Source organism: Limosilactobacillus reuteri subsp. simiae (assembly GCF_020784875.1).
Taxonomy (GTDB): Bacteria; Bacillota; Bacilli; order Lactobacillales; family Lactobacillaceae; genus Limosilactobacillus; species Limosilactobacillus reuteri_H.
In genome coordinates this window covers 170,610-194,521 of record NZ_JAJGUI010000112.1, presented here as the reverse complement: position 1 = coordinate 194,521, position 23,912 = coordinate 170,610, and the positions used below count along the sequence as shown (strand labels likewise).

Here is a 23,912-nt window from a genome sequence, read left to right as displayed (position 1 = left end):
TAGAAGAATGAAGAGTTCAGAAGCATTGCAAACATCTGATGCCGTTCAATACGAAGCGGGATCATACGATGTAATTGTTGTCGGGGCGGGTCATGCCGGAAGCGAGGCCGCCCTTGCCGCAGCCCGGATGGGGAATAAAACCTTATTGGTAACAATTAATCTTGAAATGGTTGCTTTTATGCCATGTAATCCCTCTGTTGGTGGTCCGGCAAAAGGAATCGTGGTCCGCGAAATTGATGCTCTTGGTGGTGAAATGGGTCATAACGTTGATAAGACCTATGTCCAAATGCGGATGTTAAATACCGGTAAGGGTCCCGCTGTCCGTGCATTACGAGCTCAAGCAGATAAACATGCTTATCACCGTGCAATGAAGCAGACGATTGAGGAAGAACCTAACCTTACTCTCCGTCAAGCAACTGTTGACCAGTTAATTGTTGAAGATGGTGTCTGCAAAGGTGTTATTACTAATACAGGAGCTCGTTACCATGCTAAGACGGTTGTACTAACTGTTGGAACTGCAGCGCGCGGAAAGATCATTATTGGTGAATTACAGTATGAATCTGGTCCAAATAACTCTAAGACAGCGGTAAAACTTTCGGAAAACCTTGAAGAACTTGGCTTTGATCTTGAACGTTTTAAGACGGGAACGCCACCACGGGTTAACGGAAAGACAATCGATTATAGTGTAACGGAAGAACAACCAGGGGATGAGGAACCACATCACTTTAGTTTTGATACTTCTGATAGTGCCTATATTCCAATTAGCGAACAATTATCTTGTTGGTTAACTTATACAAATGAAGGGACGCATGCCATTATTCGGGAAAACCTTAGCCGGGCACCAATGTTCTCTGGTGTTATCAAGGGGGTTGGACCACGCTACTGTCCTTCAATTGAAGATAAGATTGTTCGTTTTGCTGATAAGCCGCGGCATCAAGTTTTCCTTGAACCAGAAGGACGGGATACGGATGAGTACTATCTTGATGGAATTTCAACATCAATGCCAGAAGAAATCCAACAAAAGATTGTGCACTCAATCAAGGGGTTAGAAAATGCTGAAATGATGCGTCCTGGATATGCAATTGAATACGATGTAGTTGCGCCGTACCAACTTCACCCAACCCTGGAAACTAAGATCATTAAGAATCTCTATACTGCAGGCCAAACAAACGGTTCTTCAGGTTATGAAGAAGCAGCGGGTCAAGGATTAATTGCGGGGATTAATGCAGGATTACGGGCACAAGGCAAGGAACCATTTGTCCTTAAGCGTTCGGACGCATATATCGGTGTGATGATCGACGACTTAGTAACAAAGGGAACGAAAGAACCTTACCGTTTACTTACAAGTCGGGCAGAATATCGGCTAATTTTACGTCATGATAATGCTGATTTCCGGTTAATGGAAATGGGTCATCATGTTGGCTTAGTTAGTGATGAGCGGCTTGCTAAAATGGAAGAGAAGAAGCGCCAAGTCGCAGCTGAAATTAAACGATTAGAAGAAATTAAGCTCAAGCCAAGCGATGATAAGGTTAACGAATTTATTGAAGCGCACGGCGATAATCGCTTAAAAGATGGAATTGCGGCAGCTGACCTCTTGAAGCGACCATACTTCGATTACCAAACGTTGGCCGAATTCATTCCGGCACCAGAACAGGAACTTGATCGTCATGTGATTGAGCAGGTTGAAATTCAATTAAAATATGCTGGTTACATTAAGAAAGAGGAAGTTAAGGTTGAACGGATGAAGCGGATGGAAGCTAAACGGATTCCGGATGATATCGATTATGGTGATATTGACGGTCTAGCAACTGAAGGACGCCAAAAACTTGAAAAGATTCGTCCAGAAACTTTAGCCCAAGCCTCACGAATTAGTGGAGTTAACCCCGCTGATATTGCAATCTTGAGTGTTTACGTCCGCCAGGGGAAATTTTCCAAGAAGGATCGCAAATAAAATTTCCCGGGAAATAAAATCTGGAGAAACAGAGTAATGGCTCCGCTCTCCAGATTTTATTATGGTTTTCTTAAAGCAAAGGGATAATATACTTAAGTTTGGCATTATATGGTATAATTTAGGTTCGAGTTTTAATAACGAATTTTAAATAACTATTTTGTGATCCGTGAATTTAAGAGAAAGAAGAGGAAATTTATAATGTGTGGGATTGTTGCATTTGTTGATAATGAAAAACCACAAATTAAAGAACAATTAATCAAAAAAATGAAGGACCGGATTATTCACCGGGGGCCTGATGCGGAAGGTCAATATGTGGATGATGATGTAGCACTTGGCTTCCGGCGCTTGAGTTTTATTGATGTTAAGTCTGGTAATCAACCAATCTTTAATGAAGATAGCTCAAAAGCCATTGAATTCAACGGTGAAATTTACAATTTTGAAGAATTACGTGAAGAATTAATCAGTAAGGGTCACACATTTAAGACACATGCCGATACTGAAGTAATCTTGCACGGATATGAAGAATGGGGCAAGAACGTTGTTAACAAGCTGCGCGGAATGTTTGGCTTTGTTATCTGGGATTTTAAGACTAAAGAAATGTTCGGTGCCCGTGACCATTTTGGAATTAAACCATTGTATTATGCTAAAATGAACGGTACTTTCTTTGTGGGGTCTGAAATTAAGGCATTTCTTGATCACCCTAACTTTAAGAAGGAACTTAATAAAGAAGCGCTTAAACCATACATGACATTCCAATACCCAGTTACTCAAGAAACTTTCTTTAAGGGTGTTTACCGTCTTCCAGAAGGGCATTACTTCACTTATAAAGACGGTCAGTTTGAAATGACCCAATACTGGGACGAAAACTTTGAGCCAGAAGACGAGACGTTTGATGAAGCTGTTAACAAGATTGACGATGTTGTTAAGAATTCTGTTAAGGCACATACCTTTGCAGATAAAGGAATTAAGGTTGGTTCATTCCTTTCCGCAGGGGTTGATTCAAGTTTAGTAACGGCTTTGATGCGTCCAGATAATACGTTCTCAATCGGATTTGATAGTACTTACGATGAGACCAAACAAGCACGTGAATTAGCAGCTAAGATGGGCTTGAAGAATACTGATGAAAAGTTGACTAACGAAGAAGCTTTCCACGCATTCCCAATGATTCAATACTACCTAGATGAACCCGATTCTAACCCATCTGTTGTTCCTTTATACTTCTTGAACAAGTTGGCAAAGGATAACGGCTACAAGGCCCTTCTTTCAGGTGAAGGTGCCGATGAATTGTTTGCGGGATACATTGATTATGGTTTTAATACGAAAGTTAAATTTATCCGTTGGGTAACTGATCAATTAAAGAAGATGCCTCGTGAACGTCGGTATAAGTTTGCTAAGTGGTTAGATGGAAAACACTTCCACGGCCAAGAGCATATGTACCGCAACTTAGCGCCAGCACGGGATACTTTTATTGGCCAAGCATACATTTTTAGTCCTGAAGAAGCTGCTGACTACTTGCAACCAGAATTTGATTGCGGACCAAGTATTGCCGACATTCTTAATCCACTTTTTGATAAGATGGAAGATAAAGATATCGATGAAGTCGCAAAGAAGCAGTATATTGACTTGCACCGTTTCATGCCTGGCGATATTTGCTTAAAGGCGGATAAGATGAGTATGGCTAACTCTGTTGAAATCCGGGTACCACTTCTTGATAAAGAGGTAATGAAAGTGGCTGAAACAACACCAACTAAGTATCTCTTTAACTATAAGGATACAAAGTGGGCATTCCGGATGGCTGCTAATCGGCATTTACCGGAAGAATGGGCTACGCGGCCTAAGATGGGCTTCCCAACTCCGGTCCGTGCATGGCTTCGGGAAAAGAAGTATTACCAAGAAGTACGTGAATTATTTGAACAAGACTTCGTAAAAGAGTTCTTTGATCAAGAAAAGCTTCTAAAACTTGCCGATGATAACTTCGAAGGCAAAGTGGATGGTCGTCGTAAGATTTGGACAATCTACACTTTCTTAACGTGGTATAAGTTATACTTCATTGATAACTTCAAACCTGATGAATCAGGAATTGACCGCGCACAAAAAACGGCTACAACAGAAGCATAGAAAAATATTAAAGGAGGCTGGCGAAGGGCTGTAGGACTCTTCTAAGTCTCCTTTTTTGTTAGTTGATAACCCTTATTTATTTTTATGATAAAAAATGAAATAATATAGGGCAGATTAGATTGAAGGAGAGTCATTTGCAAGATGGAATTGCATATTACACCTGCTTTAGCATTATTGCGCGAGCACCATTTATTGGATCATGTTAGTAATTTGACTGATTTTACCGCAACTAGCGTGTCTTATGATTCACGGAAGGTAAAATCAGGAACTTTATTCTTTTGTAAAGGGAATTTTTTGCCTAAATACCTAGCATCCGCTAAAGAAAAAGGTGCGGTTGCGTATGTGGCTGAAAAAGAATATCCAGAGGGCGAAGGATTGCCAGCTATTATCGTGAACGACGAACAAAAAGCAATGTCCTTGCTGGGAGCAGCATTTTATGGCTATCCACAAAATGATTTGTTCATTATTGCGATTACAGGAACAAAAGGCAAAACAACAACGGCTTATTTTGCTGACCATATTTTAGCCCAAAGTACAGATAATCATATTGCCCTTTTTTCAACGCTTGATCGGATTTTAGGCAATAAGCCGGAAGATAAATTTAAATCTGATTTGACTACTCCCGAATCCTTAGACCTTTTCCATGATATGCGTGTTGCTGTTAATAATGGAATGACACACTTAGTAATGGAAGTATCATCGCAAGCATACAAGAAAAACCGGATTTATGGTTTGAAGTATGATGTTGGAATTTTCTTAAACATTTCGCCAGACCATATCGGACGAAATGAGCACCCAACTTTTGCTGATTACCTTCACTGCAAGGAACAATTATTAGTAAATTCTGCTAAATGCTTAATCAACGCAGAAACTGAAAAGTTTACCGATGTTTATTACACTGCTAAGGCAACTACACAACCAGAAGACATTTTCTTATTTGCACGGCGAGGAGCAAACATCGAATTACCTGATAATGCCCAAATAGATTTTGAATATCGAAATGATTTAGAAGATCTTCATGAAAGTGAATTTGAGTTAACCGCCTTAACTGAAAAAGCAAAGCAGTTGAACTTAGATGGTCGTTATAAAACGAGTGTCCCTGGAGATTATAATGAAGGAAATGCGGTCGCTGCAATCATTGCCAGTGGATTAGCTGGGGCGAGTGCTAACGATGCCGTAGAAACGTTGAATCATGTTCACATTCGTGGTCGAATGGAAATGATTAACAGTAATACTCATGGAACAATTTATGTTGATTATGCCCATAATTACGCTAGCTTGAAGCGACTCTTGGCATTCTTAAAACGACAAACTAATGCTGGTAAAGTAACAGTTGTCTTAGGAGCAACCGGTGATAAAGGCATTTCGCGCCGTCCAGGGTTTGGAAAAGCTTTAACTGAAGAACAACCAGATGAGGTAATTTTGACGACTGATGATCCAGGGTTTGAAGATCCGATGACTATTGCCCGGGAAATAGATTCTTATATTGATCATGATAAGGTTAAACATATTCAATTTGAAATGGACCGCGAAACGGCAATCAAAAAGGCAATTGATGGTAGTGGAAATGATGATATTGTAGTCCTTGCAGGGAAGGGTGAAGATCCTTACCAGAAGATTAATGGTGAAGATGTCCCTTACCCAACTGATGTGAAGATTGCACGTGATTATATTAATGATTTAGAAAGATAAAGAGGAGTGGGGATCTAATGAGTGAACAACCTTTTGTTCCATTGATTCTAGGTAGTGATTTCAACGCTTACGGAATGGCACGATCGATGTATGAAAAATATGGGATTAAGTCGCAATTATATGCGCGCCAACCATTGGCACCAACCCGTTATTCAAAAATTGTCGAGTTGCACTATAATGAACAATTACAATCACCAGAAGTGTTTACGAAGGTATTAATTGAAGCGGCAGATGAGTTTGCCAAGCAGGGTAAGAAGACCGTTTTAATTAGTTGTGGGGATGACTATACTGAATTAGTTGCGAAAAATCGTAAAGAACTTTCGCAGCACATGTTCTGCCCGTATGCTGATTATGATGAAGTCGCAACATTAACGGATAAAGAGAAATTTTACAATGTCTGCGAAAAGTATGGTTTACCTTATCCTAAAACCGATATTTTAAAACCAGACCTTGATTACAAGAACTATAAATCACCATTTGAATTTCCAATTGCTTTAAAGGCTGCTGATGCGGTGCAATGGCATAAGGGAAACTTTGAAGGATACGAAAAGGCTTATATTATTAAGACACCAGAAAGATTAGCGGAAGTTCTGGAGATTATCTATGAGCATAGTCCATACAATGGTGACCTCGTTTTACAAGAATTTATTCCTGGTGATGATAGTAATATGCGGACCATCAATTGTTATGTCGATAAAGATCATAAGGTAAAGATGATGTGTCTTGGTCACCCGCTACTTGAAGATTGTAATCCAGCAAATGTTGGTAATTATGTTGCGATTATGCCAGCATATGATCAACAAATCTATGACAACATCAAGAATTTCCTTGAAAGTATTGAATTTACTGGATTTGTTAACTTTGATTTGAAATATGACCGTCGTGATGGCCAATTCAAGGTATTTGACCTCAATCCTCGCCAAGGTCGTAGTAGTTTCTTCGTTTCATTAAATGGCTATCAACTTGCTACTTTCCCCGTTGAAGATTACGTTTTTGATAGCTTAAAAGATCAAGAGACGATTTATGGAAACAAGGATGAAAGCAACTACAAGTTATGGCTGGGGGTTTCAAAAAAGACCTTCCTTCAGTATGCTAAAAATAATGAAATTAAAAAGCAGGCTGAGAAGCTTATTAAAGAAGGCCGCTATGGAACAACTTTCCATTATGACAAGGACATGAATTTCATGCGGTGGTTAATGGAACAACGGATTAATCATAACTATCAAAAGAACTTCGAAAAGTACTTTGTCGAAAAGAAATAAAAATTAAAAGGGACTGTGACATAAGTTAAGTTACTTTCATAAAAAGCAAATACGCAGTACAACAATGGCCTCTAACGTCCGGCAAAACCGAACGTTAGAGGCCTATTGTTGCTTGCGGGGGCTCCCAGAGGCTAGCTCCGCGTCGAAAAACGAAGTCACAAGTGCCTTCTGTCTTGCTCCCTTTTGACCCTTAATATCTTTTTGATGTTATTAAATGTGAAAATAATATATTATTTATTATAAATAACTTTTCAGGTTTTATTACTAGTTGTATGATTAATAACAGTTAAATAAAGAAATTGAGGAATTATAATGAAAGCATTTCGTGAAGCAATGAGTTGGATTATTCCCATTTTAATCGGGTTAATAATCGCATTAGTAATTAAGCAGTTTTTCTTCCAAATTGTTCGGGTTGATGGGCCATCCATGCAACCAAACTTACAAAATAATGAACGAGTATTTTGTTTGAAAACTGCCAAGATCCATCATGGAAGTGTCGTTGTATTTGATGCTAATGGTGTTGATCCGCAAGTATCGGTCAAGACTGATTATGTTAAGCGAGTAATTGGACTTCCTGGTGATACTGTTAGCTCTAAGAATGGAAACATTTATGTTAACGGCAAAAAGATTAATCAAGACTACATTAGCAAGAGTCAACGAACAACCGGAACTGGGAACTGGACACTGCGTAGTATCTCAGTTCAGAACAGTTGGTTAAAGAATAATGGTGCCACAAAAGTTCCGAAGGGTGAATACTTTGTTCTTGGGGATCACCGGAGCGTTTCAAACGATGGCCGTTACTGGGGATTTGTACCTAAGAGTAAGATTGATGGGGTTGTAAAAGTTCCATCATGGACTGGGACAAAGACGACTCGCGAAAACGTTAATAAAGAATGGCAGCACTTCTATGATAAGTAATAATTAGTGGGTAAAAATACTGTAAGGAAGCTTTGATATGGATTACCAAATTCGGTTAGCAACAATAAATGATTTACCAGCGATTGTCGATATATTTAATCAAGCAATTCCGCTGCAAGTCAACGATGAGAGTGCACCGATCGAAGTTGCTGATCGACGTGAATGGTTTATGCAGTTTGACAGTACTCATCCAATTTGGGTTGCAACAATGGATGACCAAGTAATCGCCTGGTGTGCTCTTGAGTATTTTTATCCGCATCCCGCCTATGATCATTCGGCACAGATAGCTATTTATATTCATGAAGACTATCGACGGCAACATCTTGGCCGTGATTTATTAACATATGCGCAAAAACAAATTGAAGATCATCTAGATATAAGAACCGTAATTGCGTATATTTATATTGAAAATCAAGCAAGCTATCATCTTTTTACCTCCTGTGGGTACAAAGAATGGGGCACATTACCACAAATTTCTGAAATAAATGGTCAAATGCGATCTCTTTATATGATGGGCAGGCATTTTAATGAGTAGCAAACTTTACGAGGTTGAGCAATTTTAAGCTTTAACCTCCTTTTTTATTATTCTGGTCAAGGCTTACCAGTTTACATTTATGGAAAAAATGACGACAATAGCTTTGTAGGGATAACTTGAAATGTGAAAGGATGGAGAACAATGATTTTAGATGAGACAATTACTCTTAATAGTGGTGTGAAAATTCCAAAGTTTGCATTAGGAACTTGGATGATTGATGATGACCAAGCAGCCGAAGCAGTTCGCAATGCAATTAAGATTGGTTACCGGCACATTGATACTGCTCAAGCATATGGAAATGAGCGGGGAGTCGGTGAGGGTGTCCGCACAGCTGGCGTAGATCGAGATAAAATCTTTGTTACTTCAAAGGTGGCTGCCGAACACAAAGACTATGATGTAACCAAGAAGTCAATTGATGAGACCCTTGAAAAGATGGGGCTTGATTTTATCGATATGATGATTATTCATAGTCCCCAACCATGGAAAGAAGTAAATCAGTCTGACAATCGATACCTTGAAGGAAATCTTGCGGCATGGCGGGCCATGGAAGATGCTGTAAGTGAGGGTAAGATTCGGACAATTGGGGTTTCTAATTTTGAAAAAGCTGATCTTGAAAATATTATCAAGAATAGCGATACTGTTCCCGCTGTTGATCAAGTTTTAGCTCATATTGGTCATACTCCATTCAATCTTTTATCATTTACTCATGAACACGACATTGCGGTTGAAGCATATTCACCAGTTGCTCACGGCGCTGCTTTGGACAATCCCGTAATTGAAAAGATGGCGAAAAAGTACAACGTTTCAGTTCCACAATTATGCATTCGGTATGATTGGCAATTAGGAATGATTGTCTTACCAAAGACTGCTAATCCAGAGCACATGAAGGAAAATGCTGAAATCGATTTTGAAATTTCTGAAGCTGATATGGACTTATTACGGCGAGTAAAGCCATTAGACTACGGCGATTTTGATGTCTTCCCAGTTTATGGTGGAAAAATGTAAAGATAAATAAAATGGCAGGTCTGTTTGAGTGCTGATTACATTCAAATAGGCCTGCTTTTTTGCTATACATAACGTGCATAGTAATATACATGAAAGATAATTTATTTATTCCGTTTACTTCCTTAAAATAAGTTATAAAGAAATGAGGAGGAAGTAAATTATGGCAAAATATTTAATCTTAGCTGCGACCGGACAAATCGGTCAAATGACAACACAAGATTTACTAGATAATACAGATGCTGACTTGGTATTGTATGGACACAATGCCGAAAGTCGTTTGAGTAAGTTTGCTGGCGATCGGGTAACCCTTATTGATGGTGATTTAAAGGATACCGCAACCTTAAAGAAAGCAATAGATGGTGTTGATGGAGTATTCCTAGCTTATGTTGCTACGCCAGATATTATGAAGCCACTAATTAAGACAATGGATGAAGCTGGCGTTAAGCGGTTTATCGCAATGTCAGTTCCTGATGTTTATCAAGAAGTTGCTGGTCCTTTCCAAGCTTGGTATCGTGAACACACTGGTTTAGTATGGCAAACTAATTACGTTGATAGCGTTGATGCAGTTGAAAACTCAGACCTTGATTACGTAATTTTGCGGACAACCTGGTTATATAATGACCCATCAAAGACAGAAGTAGATGTTACTAAGAAGGGTGAACCATTCAAGGATGCTCAAATTACCCGTGAAGCTGTTGCTAAATTTGCGGCTGAACTTCTTACAGGTAAGCAAGACTACCATCGCGAAAGTCTTGGTATCGGTGAACCAAATACTGAATGGACAAAGCCCAGTTTTTACTAAAAATAAATGATTAATAAAAGACGTCAATTATTGAGTTACTTTAGATTCGAATAATTGGCGTCTTTTCATGTATTGTTGATTTATTTAGGCCAAATCTGAATAAGATGTTTTAAGAAAGGTTGGATTAATTGTCGATCCTTTTTTAAATAAGTTCCATAAAACTCAATTTTATTATTTTTATCAACAATTGGTAGTTTAGTATGATTACCATTACTAAATCGTTCAAAAGTAGCTGGTGTTTCTTCTGTTAGGTTGGAATAGAAAAAAGGAAAATTCGAGTATTGGCTAAGTTCGCGCATTGAAGAGAGATCTTGCTGATACAGAAATTTCGCAGCGGGAATGTGTTCTTCGATAATTTTTTCCCAAGGTCCTGTATCCTGAACAACCAAAAAAATAAGGCCAGCTAACTGTTTAAAAGAAACACTTTTATGCTGAGCTAATGGGTGAAATTTGTCAATTCCGACACCGATATACTCAATTCCAATATACATCGATTCAACTTCATCAGTGTTATATTCTTTATCGGTAAAGATTAAACGTTCTTTAAGTGTTTGGAGATTGGTAAGGATATTCTCAAGTTTTATTAATTGATGGTTGAGTTCTAAATGACTTGTAAATTGATTCTTAAAGGCATCAATAAGTCTAATCGGTCCAGGTGCAATTGACGATATTGTTATTTTATGGCTTAAGCGGTCAAAGTTTAGGATTTTTTCGGTAAAGTTATTCTCTGCTTGAAGTAATTTTTGAGCTTCGGCAGCTGCAAGAAGGCCAGTTTCGTTAAGCGAAATTCGATTACTAATTTCACGATTAAATAGGGAAACGCCTAATTCTTGCTCCAGCTTTTTCATTCCACGAGTGACGGTTGGTTGTGTAACCATGAGATGTTCAGCCGTTGCACTCAAGGTCCCATACTTATGGAAGGCAACTAATTCGGTGAGAAGTTCTAAATCGACCATAATATCCAACCTTTCTACTATTCGTTATCTGTATAGTAACATACTTAATTAGTAATTTTCTTTTTCAAGCTTGCTCACTATACTATAACCAAGTTGATAAGTTAAACCAGAGTTTGCAAAGGAGATTGATTTATATGGATTATGTAACATTAAACGATGGAAATAAGATGCCACAATTAGGTTTCGGTGTTTTCCAAGTACCAGATCTTAGTCAAGCAGAGCAAGCCGTTAGTGACGCACTTGAAGTTGGCTATCGTTTAATTGATACTGCTTCTGCTTATGGTAATGAATCAGCAGTTGGTAATGCGATTAAGAAGAGTGGTATTGATCGAGATGAAATTTTTGTTACCTCTAAACTATGGGTTGATCACTTTACATATGAAAAAGCAAAACAAGGGATTGACGATTCATTAACTAAGCTTGGTCTTGATTATATGGACCTATATCTTCTTCACCAACCATATGGGGATGTTGCTGGAGCATGGCGCGCATTAGAAGAAGCTCAACAGGCTGGTAAGATTAAATCAATCGGAGTTTCTAACTTTGCGCCTGACCAATTAATTAATTTGGAATTGATGAGTAATGTAAAGCCTGCTGTCAACCAAATTGAAATTTCTCCATGGTACCAAGAAGATAATGCTGTTAAATTCAACCAGCAACAAGATGTTCAAACAGAAGCATGGGCACCATTTGCTGAAGGTAAACATGATATCTTTACCAACGAAACAATTGCTAAGATTGGTGCAAAATACGGTAAGAGTAACGGTCAAGTAATTCTTCGCTGGTTAATTCAACGGAGAATCGTGGTTATTCCAAAGTCTGTTCACAAGACACGGATGGCTGAAAACTTTGATGTCTTTGATTTTGAGCTTAGTCCTGAAGATATGAAGACAATGGCAAGCCTTGATAAGAATGAGAGTCAATTCTTTGACCACCGCGACCCAGCAGCGATTGAGAGTATTTTTGGATCAAGTTTAAAGGCATTACGGGACTAAAAGAAAGAAGGCAAATTAAATGGCAGAAAGTAAAGTAGTAGTAATTACCGGTGCATCGAGTGGGATGGGTGAAGCAACTGCTAAACTCCTTGCTAAGGGTGGCGACAAGTTAGTTCTTGGCGCTCGTCGTGAAAACCGCCTTCAAGAAATAGCTAAGGATATTGAAAAGCTTGGTGGAGAAGCAGTTTATGCCGCTACAGATGTTACTAATGATGATGAAGTTGAAGCATTAGCAAAACTTGCAATCGATAAGTTTGGTCGAATTGATGTGTGGATTAATTCTGCTGGTATCATGCCTCAATCATTGCTTGCACAAAAGAAAGTTAAAGATTGGGATATGATGATTGATATCAATACCAAGGGAACATTATATGGTATTGGTGCTGCTTTGCCATACATGATGAAGCAAAAGAGTGGTCAAATCATTAATATCGCTTCCATTGCTGGTCACATTGTCGGTCCATTGAGTTCAGTATATTCTGGAACCAAGTATGCAGTTCGAGCAATCAGTGAGGGCCTTCGTCAAGAAATGGCACAAGCTCAGTCTAATGTTCGGGTAACTTTGATTTCACCAGGGGCGGTTGATACTGGCTTAGTGGATTCAATTACCGATGAACAAGTTAAGAAGGGAACAGAAGAATTCTACAAGAACTTCAGTATTCCCGTTGATCGGATTGCTCAAACCATTAAGCAATCGATCGACTTACCAGCAGATGCTGCTTGGAATGAAGTAATTATTCGACCAACTAGTCAACAAATGTAAGATATAAATAATCTAAGTGATACAATGCGTTTAAAAGTTGAGGTTACGGTGATTCCGTGGCCTCAACTTTTTCTAAAAATTATTTCTACTTTTTTGAAATTTTCTCTTGCCTTGAAGTCGACTGCAAGGATTAAACTATTGTCAATTACTAAAGGAAAGAAGAGTGAAACGTATGCTATACAAAGATTTAGCAGGTAAAGTAGCAGTAATTACTGGTGGTTCTAAGGGAATTGGAAACGCGATTGCTGAACGTTTCGGTCAAGAACAAATGAAAGTAGTTATTAACTACAATTCAGATAAGGCTGGTGCTGATAAAGCAGTTGAACAAATCAAAAATGCTGGTGGTGAAGGAGTTGCTGTTCAAGCGGATATCTCCACTGAAGAAGGCGTACAAAAATTATTAGATGCTGCTGTTGATACTTTTGGCGACTTGGACATTTGGATTAACAATGCGGGAATGGAAAATCAACACCCAACAAATGAGTTGAGCCTGAAAGACTGGCAACGGGTAATTGATGTTAACTTGACTGGTGTATTTCTTGGTGCCAAGGCAGCCTTGAATTACTTCTTAAAGAATAATAAAAAGGGTAACATCATTAACATGTCATCTGTTCACGAACAAATTCCATGGCCAACATTTGCCCACTATGCTGCAAGTAAAGGTGGGGTAAAGCTTTTCACGGAAACAATTGCGATGGAATATGCTGATAAGGGTATCCGGGTTAATTCTATCGGTCCTGGTGCAATTAATACCCCTATTAACGCGAAGAAGTTCGCTGATCCAGAACAACTTGCCACTACTACTTCAATGATTCCAATGAAGCGGGTTGGTGACCCATCAGAAGTTGCTGCCGCTGCTGCTTGGTTAGCATCTGACGAATCAAGTTACGTTACTGGAATTACCATGTTTGTTGATGGTGGAATGACACTTTACCCATCATTTGAAGGTGGCCGGGGTTAATAACATAAATCTAATTAATATCAAAAGTGCGGTTGACGTCAAGTCGCCGCGCTTTTACTACATATAAGTTTATATTGAGAGGGAAGTGTTTATTTATGAAGAAGAAGCATTCAGTATCAAATTTAGGCTGGCGTACTTTAATGTCATTTGTTGGAATTACAATTTTATCGTTAGGGACAGCATTTTTACGTGGTGGTCAAGTAGGACTAGATCCATTTACTGCTACTAATACAGGGATTTCTGGACATTTAAGTATGAGTCTAGGAGTTTATCAATTATTAGCAAATGCTGCGATCTTTATCTTTATTTTGATTATGGATCGGCACAAAATTGGGATCGGAACCTTATTAAACATGGTTTTAGTTGGCTTTGAAGTTCAATGGTTTATTGCTCTTTATCAACAAATCTTTGGAACACATGCTAATATCATTGTCATTATTTCTGACTTGATTATTGGATTAATTCTATTTACGTTAGGAGCTTCAATGTATATGGGGGCAGATTTAGGGGTTGCCCCATATGATGCGATTGCGCCTATTCTATCTGATCGTTTGCATACCCAATACCGGACAATTCGGATTGCACAAGATATTCTCTTTATGATTGTCGCTTACTTTATTGGAGGTCCCGTTGGTGTTGGTACTGTCATTGTTGCCTTCTTTACTGGTCCCCTCATTACTTTCTGGGATAACCATGTTAGTTTACCAATGCGCCGGACAATTGATAATGCGCAAGATATGTCTGCTGGACGCCGCGTGGGTTATCTATTAACTCGTTTTGGTAAAAGTAGTTATGATCTTGTATCTCGTTCATATGAATTAACAAACTTAATGCAACGGCGATTATCTCAATATTCTCCTAAAGATATTGAAGACCAATTAAAAATCACCCGTCGAAACATGGAAATTGCCAAAGCTTCATATCAAAGTTCTGAACGGCGTTATGATATGCTAAGAGCAGAACTGCAACGGCGAAAGAAGCAAGCAGCTACTGGTCCCAAAGCAGTAAAAAATCAAACAGAAGAAGGCTAATTGATAATGACAGAAGATTTTCTAATTGGTACTTATACAAATAAAACAAGTCAAGGGATATACCGTGTAACGTTGGAAAATAATCAGTTAAAGCTCCCCCGCTTGGCTGTTCGCTTACTAAAACCATCATATTTACAAGTAGGGGCTAATCACTTAGTCTATACAATTAAAAAGGAAATAGACGGTCAAAAAGGAGTTGCTATTTACGAACTTAAGGATGAAGGCCCAGCTAATGCTCAACTAGTAAAAGAAGAATTATTTAACGGACCATCCCCTGCTTATGTCGGTTTAGATGAAAAACGTCACTTATTATTCGGGGCTAACTATCATGGTAGTCGAATTGATGTTTTTGACTTAGGTGAAGATAATCGTGACTTAAAACGAGTTGATAGTGTTACTCATACAGGTAAAGTAGGTCCACGTCCTGAACAAAATATTCCACATGTACATTATGCAGACGTAACTCCTGATGGGCGCTTAATTACCTGTGATTTAGGGCTAGACTTAGTTACGATTTACGATATATTAAGCGATGGTACATTGAAAGAAGTATCACGTTATCAAACAGATCCTGGGTGTGGACCACGTCATTTAGTCTTTCATCCTGATGGAAAAACGGTCTATCTTCTTGATGAATTAAGTAGTGAATTAGAAGTATTAACTTACGATCAAAACACCGCCCGGTTAGAACGGATTCAAATATTAAAGACAATTCCTTCTACCTGGACAAAGCATAACGGAGCAGGCGCAATTCGAATTTCAAGTGATGGTAAGTATCTCTATACTTCTAATCGTGGAGAGAATACGATTGCGGTATTTCGGATCCTGCTTGATCATACGGTTAAGCATCTTCAGTCAATAGATACTGAAGGGGACTACCCACGCGATTTTAATTTCAGTCAGGACGAAAACTTTATAATTGCTGCTAATCAAAATTCAGATAGCCTGACATTATTTCAGCGTAATCCAAATAATGGTAAATTAACTTTATTACAGGCTGAAATTCCTTGCCCCGAGCCTATTTGTATTCAACATTACTAAATATTTTTGATTTTTTTGAAAAAAGGTATTGCCTTATAGTCTACTTCAAGGATTAGGATATAAATTGTTGAAAGGATATCAAAAATAATGAGGTGAAAATGATGGAAGAAACATTTACTTTGAACAATGGTGTAAAGATGCCAGAAGTTGGTTTAGGAACTTTTAGAATGTCATCTAGTGCTGCTCAAAAATCAGTGGAAGCAGCTCTTGCGGATGGCTACCATTTAATTGACACTGCTGAAGCTTACTACAATGAAGACGGTGTTGGCCAAGGAATTAAAAACTCAGGGGTAAACCGTGAAGACTTGTTTGTAAGTACTAAGCTCTGGACTACTTCATATAATGATCCAGATGCAGTTGATAAGGCCCTTGATCGTCTAGGCCTTGATTACATCGACTTGTTATTCCTTCACCAACCAACTGGTGATTGGAAGACAGCTTACCGGACATTAGAAAAAGCCTACAAAGATGGCAAAATTAAGGCAATTGGTATTTCTAACTTTGATCGAAGTGCTTCATTATTAAAAGATATTATGGATTTTGCGGAAGTTAAGCCACAAGTACTTCAAGCTGAAGCACACCCATACTTCCCACAAACAGAAGCGCGGGAAATCCTTGAACCATATGGTACCCGTCTGATGGCTTGGTACCCACTTGGTTCAGGTGATCGTTCCCTAATCAATGAACCAATCTTTACTAAGCTTGCAGAAAAGTATGGTAAGTCCAACGTCCAAATTATTCTTCGTTGGCACACTCAAATGGGATTTGTTGTAATTCCAGGATCTACTAACCCTGCACATATTCACGACAACCACGATATCTTTGACTTTAAGTTAACTGATGAAGAAATGGCAGAAATTGCCAAGGTTAACAAAAATAAGCGTTATTACTAATCAATTTGATGTGGAGGAATAGAAATGAAATTAGCAATTTTAGCAGCAAACGGACAAATCGCCCGGATCGTTGAAAATCGTATTCTTAACGAAGATAAATTTAAGGATGTTGAATTGACATTATTCTTACGTAACAGCAGTCGGCTCAGTGACCTAGCTGATAATCCTCGCGTTACGGTTATTGAAGGAGATTTAAATAACCCTGAGGATGTTGAAAAGGCTGTTAACGGCCAAGATATGGTCTTCAATGCTGTTATTGACCATGATGATGCTGGTCATAATCGGCCAACTCATAACATTATTGATGCCATGAAGAAGGATGGTGTAAACCGTCTTATCCTTACCAACTTACTTGGAATTTATGATGAAGTTCCTGGTGAATTTGGTAAGTGGAACCGTGATACTTGCTTCGGTGGAACTGTTCGAGATGACAACGCTGCTGTAGTATCAGACCGGTTAGCTGCCGAATCTGGATTAGACTACACTACGCTTCGTTTACCATGGCTTAACGACCGCGATGAAATTAAATACACTATCACTCATAAAGATGATGAATACGTTGGTGTATCTGGTTCGCGTCAAAGTATTGCTGACGTTGTTTTGAAGATTGTTGCTGATCCAACGTTTGGTAGCAATGATAGTTTAGGAATTGCTGATCCTGATACTCAAGGTAGCAACCGTCCAGTATATTAATATTTATTTTTCTCTCCCAAAAGAATAAATACTCCCTTAATAAAAATAGTAAATATTCATTAATACAATAACCTTTCATATCCCCATAAGAGACTGAGAAAAAACTTTTGTTTTTTCAACAGTCTCTTTTTTTATACGAATATTGTTACGATATCGTGGAAATTAATTACAAAAAAAGGCCTTGCGTTGCAGTCGACTTCAAGGTCTATACTTTTGACAGTCAAATTTGGAAGAAAGGAAGAAGCCGAATTGAATAAGATATTCACGTTTTTGGGTAAACCGCGAACAATTAATCATCAAATCGCTAATCGTAAAGTAAGCTGGTTAGAATTGTTCTACGATTTAATTTTTGCGGTTGTTATCGCTAGATTAACTGATAGTTTGTTAGAAAATTTAACGATTACTAGTATTGGGTATTCAGTACTTATATTTGGCTGGTTTATTTGGGGCTGGAATGAGGTATCGGGCTATTTTGATAATCATGGAAATGACTCAATTATTAACGTGCTCATTATTAATACAGAAATGATTCTAACAGGAATTGGGTCATTGTTTATTTCAGAAGCGATTGACGGTGAATTTACTCGAATCAGTATTGTATTAATGCTGATTGAATTATTGATGGCAACCGTTTGGTTCGGCTTAGCTTATTTTGATCATATCCATGGTCCTGCTTCTCGAGTGTGGGGATCAGTTCATCTTTTTTCATTAGCGATAATGTTGATAACGTATTTTATCGGTAATGTTGTCTTAGTGATTGGTCTTTGCTTCGGCCTATTACTCAATATTTTTGATGTTGTTGCGGCCAATCCGCGCTTAGCTAGAGAGTATGATCAAGCTGAGATGGAACACCAAATTAAAGATTCAATGATTGAGCGATACGGCTTGATGACAATGATTGCCCTCGGTGAAATTATTGCTGGTTTGTATGAGACAGTTAATAGCCGAATCACTAGTGATACAATTATTCGCTTTATCATCTGTATTATTTTAATTGCCTTGATCGCCGCAATCTATTACCAGGTTCTTGGAACACTCCACATTATTTTATCTTCATCAATTGCGACTATTTTGACTGGTTGGCTCTTTATTCTTGCAATAATGTTCTCATTTTATATGGGGGTCACGATTCAAATGGTGCTTCGCTATGAAGGGACTGTTCGTCAAATGATGGGTAATTTAGCTTTTGTATTGAGCTTGATTTTATTTTTAGCGGTTATTCGCGCAATTGTCTTTATTGGGACAGAAACAGAAAAACAAGAAAATAAAAAATTAATCACTGGGTATTTAATCATTGAAGGCATTATTTTAGTTGGAATTGCATTTGCACCAACAATCTGGTTCTTAAGTGGAGCGGTTGTTGTTTTGCTAATCATGATTACGCAAGGTCGATTATTAAATTAGTAAAAATTTAGGAGGATACAAATGAAGTATTTATGGTTATTATTACCAGCAATCGGTTGGGGTATTTTGCCTTTGATTGTTGTGAAAACAAACAGTAAAGTTGTTAATCAAATTTTTGGTACTGCCGTTGGAACATTAATCGTTAGTATTTTTGTGATGATTATTTTACGGCCGTCACTATCAGTTACTACGTTTATCATGGCTGCTGTTGCCGGTGCGATGTGGATTGTTGGTCAATTAGGACAATACACTGCCTATCAACGAATTGGCGTTTCCCAAACTATGCCGATCTCAACAGGATTACAGTTAGTTGGGACCTCATTAGTTGGGGTATTCATTTTTGGTGAGTGGGCAACGACAACTGCTCGGATTGCTGGTTTTGTTGGGATTGCCCTTTTGATTGTTGGTGCTGTTTTAACGTCAATTAATGACCACGGAGAAGCAAATAATGTTCATGGTAGCAAGCCAACAACGCTTTTGATGCTTCTCTTAACTACCATCGGTTATATTATTTACAATGCCATTCCACGGGCTTTAACAACTTCCGGAATCGCTATCTTCTTTCCAGAATCTGTTGGGATGGTGATTGGTGTATTGATCTATATCTTTGCTACTCACCGGACTACAGCATTACGTGAACCGGCAAGTTGGCGTAGTTTAATCATTGGGTTTGTCTTCTCAATTGCATCCCTTACTTATATCCTCAGTGTTCGAGATAATGGGGTTAATACAGCTTTTGTTGTTTCACAATTATCCGTTGTAATTTCAACGCTTGGTGGCTTTATTTTCCTTCACGAACGGAAGAGTAAGCGCGGGTATATCTTTACCAGTATTGGTTTAGTATTAATTGTTGTTGGTGCAATTATTACATCAGTCTTTTAAAAAGTTAAACGCCAGATCATGAAAAGCATCCATGGTCTGGCATTTTTTAATCTGATATCTGTGTCAAAATTTTTGTCATTTCTGATATCAAAGGGGTAACTTTCTGGCGATCATTTTTTAAATAAGTAGCATATAGTTCAATCGCAGAATGGGGATCATTAATTGGAATAAATTTTCTCTTTCTATCAACAATTGCTAATCTTTCATCAAGGTAATTAGTAATATTCGTTTTAAAAATGGGAAAATTTGAATAGCGCACTAATTCACGAAGCGCTTCAGGTTGTGCTTGATAAAGAAATTGTGCATTTGAAATATACTGTTCGATTATTTTACGCCATTCACCAATGTTATCAGAAAGAACAAATTCATGACCATTTAAGTCATTAAAATTGACAGTCGCCCGATGATAAAGCGGGTTGAACTTAGTAATTTTGATTGCTAGTTTCTCCATCCCAATAAATCGTGATTCGATATCAGCATTTTGTATTTCATGGGCACTAAATATTAAGGCATAATTATGGTTATGAAGAAGAGATTCAATGTTATTTGACAGAATTGTTTTCGTTTCAATAACAAGCTGGTTGTCGAGACGTTCAATTATATTTTCTAGTAATAATAATGGCCCTGGTATAGTTCCAGCAATTCGTAAATAGTCATTCTTACTAGCAAAATGTTGGACAGCTTTTTTGAAATCATGTTGCTGTTGTAAAAGGATACGGGCTCGTTGCGCGGTAAATTTACCAGTGGCAGTTAAAGAGAGTTTTTGTGGCTGACGATCAAATAACTTTACGTCCAGTAGAGTTTCTAATTTTTTCAGGCCTCGACTAACAGTTGGTTGTGTAATATTTAATTGCTCAGCAGCGCCAGCAATTGTTCCGGTTTGCGCAAAGGCAACAAGATATTCTAAGAGATAATTATCGATCATAATTCTTTTCCTTTCTTAGCTTGCGTCACACGTAACCTACCATAGTTAAGTAGTAATTTTCAAGTAATCTCAATCCTCTTACAATTAGCAACATAAATTAAATTGTGAGGAGGATACGAAATTGGAAAATCAAACCGATGATTTAGTAAATGATTCTGGTAAATTTGGGATTATTTTACCGATTGTTTTAATTAGTTACTTTTTGATTTTATTAAATAATTCATTAGTATTTACAAGTACTGTTCAAATTAGCCGCGATATGCATATGAATAGCATCATGATTGCATGGGTAAGTAATGCATACGCTTTAACTTTTGGTGGATTCCTATCATTTGGGGCTCGGCTTGGCGATATTTTAAACCGACGTGCTGTGTTATTAACAGGATTATGGATTTTTACGATAGCGTCATTCTTAGTCGGAATCGCGCCAAACCAAACGATATTAATTGCAATGCGGGCAGTTCAAGGAATTGGTGGAGCATTATTAGCCCCAGCAACATTGGCCTTACTAATGGACTACTATTCTGGTCCAATGTTAACAAGAGCCATCGCTTATTACGGAGCTACTGCTGGTATTGGAACGAGTCTTGGTTTAATCGTTGGTGGAATTATTAGTAGCTATTCAAGTTGGCGAAATGGTTTTTATCTAGATATGGTAATGGGATTAATCTTAATCATCATGTCTTGGCGCTACGTCCATCCAACTGTTGACTATCAAAATAAGTTAACGATTGACTGGTGGGGTACCATCACCTCAATTATTGGCTTTAGTGCTTTGGTTTACAGTATTAATGGAAGTCTATACCGTAGTGCAGCAATTATTGTTACTATTGTTGCATTAGTAAGTTTTGTATTGATTGAGGCCCACACAAAGAATCCGCTCATGCCATTAGTTATTTTTAAGGATAATCAACGGGCAAGTGCATTGGTTTCCCGGTTCTTTATGTTGGGTGCCAGTATGTCTTATTTCTTCCTAATGCCTCAAGCACTACAGCGAGTCTTTGGCATTACACCATTGCTAGCTGCCATTGCTTTCTTACCATTAACAGTAATTCAGTTTGGCGTTTCCCTCTTAGTAGCTCGCTTGACTTTCCGTTTCTCCAATGCAGCTGTACTTATTAGTGGGGCAATTATCGATACATTGGGTTTATCATTAGGCGCAATTATTGGCATCCAACAAGGATATTGGTTGGGCGTGGCATTACCAATGGTCTTCATTGGTATTGGTCAGGGATTAATCATGAGTCCATTAACAGTTGCCGGGGTTGCTGATACATCCGGCGATATTGCCGGTGCAGCTTCTGGCGTTGTTAATACCGTGCACCAAATTGGCGGAGCTGTGGGATTATCAATCGTTTCTGAGATGGTTGCCGGAATTGCTTCCCCAGCAACGATGATAGATCATGCTCAGATGTGGATGGTCGTTCTAGCTGTAATTATGTTAATTGCTGGTCTTAATATTTTACATGGTTCACATAAATAAAGTCCTTGCCTTATAGTCGACTTCAAGGTTTAGAATACCAATATCAAAAAATGGAGGGATGTTTTTATGGAAACACGGACATTAGGAAAAGATTTAACAGTAACAGCAATCGGCCTTGGTTGTATGGGATTTTCTCATGGATATGGTAAGCCAACAGATGTTGATGAAGCTGTGAAGACAATCCGTGCCGCATATGACATGGGTTACCGTTTCTTTGATACTGCTGAGATTTATCGAGGCACGAATCCGGATGGTTCAATTAATTACAACGAAGAATTAGTTGGGAAAGCTCTCCATGATGTGCGTGATCAAGTTGTGATCGCTACAAAATTTGGAATTGCGGCTCATGAAGGAACCGGAATTAAAGTTGATTCAAGTCCAGAAACGATCCGTAAGTCAGTTGAAGGTTCACTAAAGCGACTTAACACGGACCATATTGACCTTTACTACCAACACCGGATTGATCCAAATGTTGAACCGGAAACAGTTGCCAAGGTTATGCAAGAATTGATGGATGAAGGTAAGATTACGCATTGGGGTATTTCTGAAGCTAATGAAGATTACCTCCGTCGTGCTAATGCAGTTTGCAAGGTAACCGCAGTGCAAAACCGTTATTCAATGATGTACCGGGAATACGAAGCTCTTTTCCCAGTACTTGAAGAATTAAACATTGGTTTAGTTGCATTTTCACCATTAGCAAATGGTTTATTAACTGGTCAAATTAAGCAAAGTAGTTTTTCCGATAAGGATTTACGGAATAAAATGCCACAATTTACGCCAGAAGCCTTAGAAAAGAACAAGGAATTATTAGCATTGCTTGATAAGATTGCAGCAGATCACGATGCTACTCCGGCACAAATTTCCTTGGCATGGATGGTCAACAAGAAGCCGTACATTGTGCCAATTCCAGGTAGTCGTCATCTTAACCGGATCGAAGACAACTTAAAGGCAGCCCAAATCAAGATGACTCCTGAAGAAGTTGCTCAAATTGATAAGGCACTTGATGCTGTACCAATGTCAGAAGTATTTGGCGGGACAAAAATTGAAAAGTAATTATTTAAGATGAGCGGGAAAGTGCAGATTTTCTGCTCATTTTTAATGATATTAAATTCTTGCCTTAGACTATACTCAATGGTTTATTATGATCATAAATAAAGGAGTTGATGTTTAATGGGTAAGAATGAAGAAGCAGTTAAAAACGATATGTTTGGTTTGGGCGAAAAGAATGTTGCTTTTGCGAAATACTTTACTGGAACAAGTTACCTTAATGGATTAGTCCCAAGTGACGATAATATTGATATATCTGTTGCTAATGTTAACTTTGAACCTGGCTGCCGTAATAATTGGCATATTCACCATAATGGTTATCAAATCCTGATGTGTACTGCGGGCGAAGGATGGTACCAAGAAGAAGGAAAACCAGCGCAATTAATGAAGCCTGGTGATGTGGTTACAATCCACGAAGGTATCAAACATTGGCATGGTGCTACTAAAGATAGTTGGTTCTCCCACATTGCGATTACAAAGGGAACAGCTGAATGGTTTGGTCCGGTTACTGATGAAGAATACGATAAGTTAGGTAAATAAAATATGGAAGGGAAG

Annotated in this window: 22 protein-coding genes; 20 read left to right on the top strand and 2 right to left on the bottom strand. The window is 38.3% G+C overall.

All coding sequences use genetic code 11. The features are described from left to right. Nucleotides 1–7: 7 nt before the first annotated feature. From mnmG to LMC10_RS09040, 8 genes are all read left to right on the top strand, one after another. Nucleotides 8–1,951: a tRNA uridine-5-carboxymethylaminomethyl(34) synthesis enzyme MnmG gene (gene mnmG / locus LMC10_RS09075; protein WP_229269623.1), complete on the top strand. Its 1,944-nt coding sequence runs from the start codon at nt 8–10 to the stop codon at nt 1,949–1,951. Between the two features lie 198 nt (nt 1,952–2,149). Then, complete coding sequence (gene asnB / locus LMC10_RS09070; RefSeq protein ID WP_229269622.1) at nt 2,150–4,069, top strand: asparagine synthase (glutamine-hydrolyzing); 1,920 nt, start codon at nt 2,150–2,152, stop codon at nt 4,067–4,069. Between the two features lie 141 nt (nt 4,070–4,210). Beyond that, nucleotides 4,211–5,761 carry a UDP-N-acetylmuramoyl-L-alanyl-D-glutamate--2,6-diaminopimelate ligase gene (locus tag LMC10_RS09065; RefSeq protein WP_229269621.1) on the top strand — a complete coding sequence of 517 codons (1,551 nt, stop codon included), beginning with the start codon at nt 4,211–4,213 and terminating at the stop codon, nt 5,759–5,761. Between the two features lie 17 nt (nt 5,762–5,778). Then, a complete protein-coding gene (locus tag LMC10_RS09060; RefSeq protein WP_003669474.1) occupies nt 5,779–7,023 on the top strand; it encodes a carboxylate--amine ligase in 1,245 nt (414 codons plus the stop codon). Nucleotides 7,024–7,335: 312 nt separating this feature from the next. After that, nucleotides 7,336–7,941 (top strand): signal peptidase I, encoded by a 606-nt coding sequence (gene lepB, locus LMC10_RS09055; protein WP_003665211.1) that lies wholly within the window; start codon nt 7,336–7,338, stop codon nt 7,939–7,941. Between the two features lie 37 nt (nt 7,942–7,978). Then, nucleotides 7,979–8,476, top strand: a complete 498-nt coding sequence (locus LMC10_RS09050; protein WP_229269620.1) for a GNAT family N-acetyltransferase — start codon at nt 7,979–7,981, stop codon at nt 8,474–8,476. A gap of 141 nt (nt 8,477–8,617) precedes the next feature. After that, nucleotides 8,618–9,481: an aldo/keto reductase gene (locus LMC10_RS09045; protein WP_229269619.1), complete on the top strand. Its 864-nt coding sequence runs from the start codon at nt 8,618–8,620 to the stop codon at nt 9,479–9,481. 160 nt (nt 9,482–9,641) lie between these two features. After that, nucleotides 9,642–10,283, top strand: a complete 642-nt coding sequence (locus tag LMC10_RS09040; protein ID WP_229269618.1) for an NAD(P)H-binding protein — start codon at nt 9,642–9,644, stop codon at nt 10,281–10,283. An 80-nt stretch (nt 10,284–10,363) separates the two neighbouring features. Here the strand turns inward: LMC10_RS09040 and LMC10_RS09035 are convergent, their stop codons facing one another. After that, nucleotides 10,364–11,239 carry a LysR family transcriptional regulator gene (locus LMC10_RS09035; RefSeq protein ID WP_229269617.1) on the bottom strand — a complete coding sequence of 292 codons (876 nt, stop codon included), beginning with the start codon at nt 11,237–11,239 and terminating at the stop codon, nt 10,364–10,366. A gap of 134 nt (nt 11,240–11,373) precedes the next feature. Between LMC10_RS09035 and LMC10_RS09030 the strand changes: the two genes are divergently transcribed. The 9 genes from LMC10_RS09030 to LMC10_RS08990 all read left to right on the top strand — a co-directional run bounded on the left by LMC10_RS09030 (nt 11,374) and on the right by LMC10_RS08990 (nt 19,902). Beyond that, nucleotides 11,374–12,234: an aldo/keto reductase gene (locus tag LMC10_RS09030; protein ID WP_229269616.1), complete on the top strand. Its 861-nt coding sequence runs from the start codon at nt 11,374–11,376 to the stop codon at nt 12,232–12,234. Between the two features lie 19 nt (nt 12,235–12,253). Beyond that, complete coding sequence (locus LMC10_RS09025) at nt 12,254–12,997, top strand: SDR family oxidoreductase (RefSeq protein WP_229269615.1); 744 nt, start codon at nt 12,254–12,256, stop codon at nt 12,995–12,997. A gap of 172 nt (nt 12,998–13,169) precedes the next feature. Further along, entirely contained in the window at nt 13,170–13,958 is a 789-nt protein-coding gene (locus LMC10_RS09020) for a glucose-1-dehydrogenase (RefSeq protein ID WP_229269614.1), read from the top strand. A gap of 95 nt (nt 13,959–14,053) precedes the next feature. After that, a complete protein-coding gene (locus LMC10_RS09015; RefSeq protein WP_182588480.1) occupies nt 14,054–14,989 on the top strand; it encodes a YczE/YyaS/YitT family protein in 936 nt (311 codons plus the stop codon). A 6-nt stretch (nt 14,990–14,995) separates the two neighbouring features. After that, the gene (locus LMC10_RS09010) at nt 14,996–16,030 is read left to right on the top strand and encodes a lactonase family protein (protein ID WP_229269613.1); all 1,035 of its coding nucleotides are present in this window, start codon (nt 14,996–14,998) and stop codon (nt 16,028–16,030) included. A gap of 101 nt (nt 16,031–16,131) precedes the next feature. Then, nucleotides 16,132–16,923, top strand: a complete 792-nt coding sequence (locus LMC10_RS09005; protein WP_182588482.1) for an aldo/keto reductase — start codon at nt 16,132–16,134, stop codon at nt 16,921–16,923. 24 nt (nt 16,924–16,947) lie between these two features. Then, nucleotides 16,948–17,616, top strand: coding sequence for an NAD(P)H-binding protein (locus LMC10_RS09000; protein WP_229269612.1), 669 nt, complete (start codon nt 16,948–16,950; stop codon nt 17,614–17,616). Between the two features lie 249 nt (nt 17,617–17,865). Continuing rightward, nucleotides 17,866–19,020 (top strand): low temperature requirement protein A, encoded by a 1,155-nt coding sequence (locus LMC10_RS08995; protein WP_229269611.1) that lies wholly within the window; start codon nt 17,866–17,868, stop codon nt 19,018–19,020. A 21-nt stretch (nt 19,021–19,041) separates the two neighbouring features. Then, nucleotides 19,042–19,902: a GRP family sugar transporter gene (locus LMC10_RS08990; RefSeq protein WP_229269610.1), complete on the top strand. Its 861-nt coding sequence runs from the start codon at nt 19,042–19,044 to the stop codon at nt 19,900–19,902. A gap of 46 nt (nt 19,903–19,948) precedes the next feature. Here the strand turns inward: LMC10_RS08990 and LMC10_RS08985 are convergent, their stop codons facing one another. Beyond that, entirely contained in the window at nt 19,949–20,827 is an 879-nt protein-coding gene (locus LMC10_RS08985) for a LysR family transcriptional regulator (protein ID WP_182588486.1), read from the bottom strand. A gap of 121 nt (nt 20,828–20,948) precedes the next feature. Between LMC10_RS08985 and LMC10_RS08980 the strand changes: the two genes are divergently transcribed. The 3 genes from LMC10_RS08980 to LMC10_RS08970 all read left to right on the top strand — a co-directional run bounded on the left by LMC10_RS08980 (nt 20,949) and on the right by LMC10_RS08970 (nt 23,897). Continuing rightward, the gene (locus tag LMC10_RS08980; RefSeq protein WP_229269609.1) at nt 20,949–22,310 is read left to right on the top strand and encodes an MFS transporter; all 1,362 of its coding nucleotides are present in this window, start codon (nt 20,949–20,951) and stop codon (nt 22,308–22,310) included. 66 nt (nt 22,311–22,376) lie between these two features. Continuing rightward, nucleotides 22,377–23,363 (top strand): aldo/keto reductase, encoded by a 987-nt coding sequence (locus tag LMC10_RS08975; protein WP_229269608.1) that lies wholly within the window; start codon nt 22,377–22,379, stop codon nt 23,361–23,363. Nucleotides 23,364–23,480: 117 nt separating this feature from the next. After that, nucleotides 23,481–23,897 (top strand): cupin domain-containing protein, encoded by a 417-nt coding sequence (locus LMC10_RS08970; protein WP_182588489.1) that lies wholly within the window; start codon nt 23,481–23,483, stop codon nt 23,895–23,897. Nucleotides 23,898–23,912: the final 15 nt, after the last annotated feature.